Source organism: Mesorhizobium sp. M7A.F.Ca.US.005.03.2.1, from assembly GCF_003997795.1.
GTDB classification, from domain to species: Bacteria; Pseudomonadota; Alphaproteobacteria; order Rhizobiales; family Rhizobiaceae; genus Mesorhizobium; species Mesorhizobium ciceri.
Genome location: NZ_RZRP01000927.1, coordinates 1 through 2,322, shown reverse-complemented (window position 1 = coordinate 2,322; position 2,322 = coordinate 1). Strand labels below are relative to the sequence as shown.

The following is a 2,322-nucleotide window of genomic DNA, read 5'->3' as shown; positions in this document are numbered from 1 at the left end:
ACGCAAGGCTGTTTCCGCATTTGAGCGTTGCCGGCAATCTTCGCTACGGCCGCTGGTTCACGCCGCCGGCGGAGCGCTACGCCGATATCGATGCCGTCGTCGACCTGCTCGGCATCGGGCCGCTCATGAACAGGCGGCCGGCAAAGCTCTCAGGTGGCGAGAAACAGCGTGTGGCGATCGGCCGGGCATTGCTTGCCAGCCCCAGACTGCTGCTCATGGACGAACCGCTGGCCTCGCTCGACGAGGCGCGCAAGGCCGAAATCCTGCCCTATGTCGAAAGGCTGCGCGACGAGATCAAAATCCCGATCGTCTATGTCAGTCATTCGGTCGCCGAAGTGGCGCGGCTGGCCAGCGACGTGGTGATGCTGGCGCAGGGCAATGTCGTTGCCAGCGGGCCGACCGAGGCGGTGATGCAAAGGCTCGACCTGTTGCCGGCGGAGGAGCGCGGCGAGGGCGGCGCCGTGCTGGACACCAAGGTGCTGCATCACGACGAGAGTTTCGGCATGACCGTGCTCGGCTCGGCTGCGGGCGAGCTCCGGGTGCCACAGCTGGCGATGAAGACAGGTACGCCGGTGCGCATCCGTATCCGCGCACGCGATGTGATGATCGCCACCGAAAAGCCGAGGGGTCTCAGCGCGCTCAACATCCTGCCGGGAACCATTACCGCGATGAGCCCCGGCGAGGGACCGGCGGTCGAGGTCGGTATCGACTGCAATGGCGCAACCGTGCTTGCCCGCATCACCGAACAGTCGCGGCAGGCGCTGAAGCTTCATCTTGGCGGCAAGGTTTTCGCGGTGATCAAGACGGTGAGCTTCGATCGGGCGAACACCGGCGCCGGCCTGCCCGCCGAGACGGATGGATGATCCCGCTATGTCTTTTTGGAATAGCGGTTTCGCCAGGGAGCTTCTAGTATGACGTTGGGATGTGACCGCGGAGAGCAAAGATGCCGTCGCTGAGCTTGCGGATAAATCTCGATCCCGACGGGCGCGTCGGGCCGGGCAAGATCGAACTCCTGGAACAGATCGCCGCCTTCGGCTCCATCTCGGCCGCCGCGCGCGGCATGGAGATGTCCTATAAGCACGCCTGGGACCTGGTCGAGGACATGAACCGGGTATTCGGCAAGCCGCTGGTGGCGGCACAGACCGGCGGCCGCAAGGGCGGCGGCGCACAGTTGACGGCGGTCGGCCTGGCAGTGGTCAGCCGCTTCCGCGCCATCGAGCGCGCGGCGGCGGCCGCGGCAGCGACGCATATGGAGGCGTTGCAGGCGGAGATTGAGGCTGGGTGAGGGAGTAGGGCAGTAGGGCAGTAGGGCAGTAGGGCAGTAGGGCAGTAGGGCAGTAGGGCAGTAGGGCAGTAGGGCAGTAGGGCGGCATTCGCGTGCTGTCTTCCAACACAAAACGTCATTCACCTACTGCCCTATTGCCTTACTCCCCTATTGCCTTCCTATTAGGGCTTGCGCAGCAAATAGCTGTCCATGATCCAGCCCTTCCGCCGACGGGCTTCCTCTCGAACTTTTTCGATCTTTGCGCCGATGTCACCGATCCTGCCGGAGAGAGTGATCTCGTCTTCCGTTCCGAGGTAGGCGCCCCAATGGATGACGACATCCTTGTCGGCCAGCGTGTTGAAGGCGCATTTGCCGTCCAGCAGGACGACCGCGCTGCCGGCATTGTCCGGCATGCCTTCTTCGGTCAGGCGGCGGCCGGTGGTAATGAGGACGGAATCGCCGATGCGGTTCAGCGCCATCTTGTGGCTGGCGGCAAGTGCCTGGACGGCGGTGATGCCGGGGATGACCTCAAGCTCGAACGCCACATCGCCTCGCAGGCGCACGCGCTCAAGGATGCGCAACGCGCTGTCATAGAGCGAAGGGTCGCCCCAGATCAGGAAGGCGCCGCAGCCGTCGCCTGCAATCTCGTCGCGGATCAGGCCTTCGTAAATGGCGGCGATGGCTTGATGCCAGTCATCGACGGTCGAGCGGTAGGAGGGCGCCGGACCATCTTCTACCGGGAGGTCGCGCACCGGCACGTCGAATTCGACGCGCCGCGACTTCGGATTGGTGACGAAGCGGTCGCAGATCTGACGGCGCAGTTCGGCCAATTCATTTTTTTTCGCGCCCTTGTCGGGAATGAACAGCACATCCGCCTGGTTCAGGCCTGATATGGCCTGAACGGTCATGTGGTCGGGATTGCCGGCGCCGATGCCGATGACGAGAAGCTTGCGCATGGGCGAACTCCTGCCCGATCGGAACCCGTTAGTCCAGACCGCGCAGGCGCGTGTCCAGACCGCGCAGGCGCGTGTCCAGACCGCGCAGGCGCGTGTCCAGAC

3 protein-coding genes are annotated in these 2,322 nt (G+C 64.3%); 2 read left to right on the top strand and 1 reads right to left on the bottom strand.

The genetic code is table 11. The features are described 5' to 3' along the window. Together modC and EN991_RS32680 are read left to right on the top strand one after the other, a co-directional pair. A partial coding sequence (gene modC, locus EN991_RS32685; RefSeq protein WP_127370288.1) for a molybdenum ABC transporter ATP-binding protein occupies positions 1-863 on the top strand: 863 nt, incomplete at its 5' end. A gap of 80 nt (positions 864-943) precedes the next feature. Continuing rightward, the gene (locus EN991_RS32680) at positions 944-1,285 is read left to right on the top strand and encodes a winged helix-turn-helix domain-containing protein (protein ID WP_013531026.1); all 342 of its coding nucleotides are present in this window, start codon (positions 944-946) and stop codon (positions 1,283-1,285) included. Positions 1,286-1,446: 161 nt separating this feature from the next. Here EN991_RS32680 and cobF read toward each other — a convergent pair whose 3' ends face one another. After that, the gene (gene cobF, locus EN991_RS32675) at positions 1,447-2,220 is read right to left on the bottom strand and encodes a precorrin-6A synthase (deacetylating) (protein WP_127370287.1); all 774 of its coding nucleotides are present in this window, start codon (positions 2,218-2,220) and stop codon (positions 1,447-1,449) included. Positions 2,221-2,322 lie beyond the last annotated feature (102 nt).

What these genes read in the sequence shown, in the direction of transcription:
- EN991_RS32680 (WP_013531026.1), top strand. Translation starts at nt 944, where the DNA reads ATGCCGTCGCTGAGCTTGCGGATAAATCTCGATCCCGACGGGCGCGTC.
- cobF (WP_127370287.1), bottom strand. Translation starts at nt 2,220, where the DNA reads ATGCGCAAGCTTCTCGTCATCGGCATCGGCGCCGGCAATCCCGACCAC.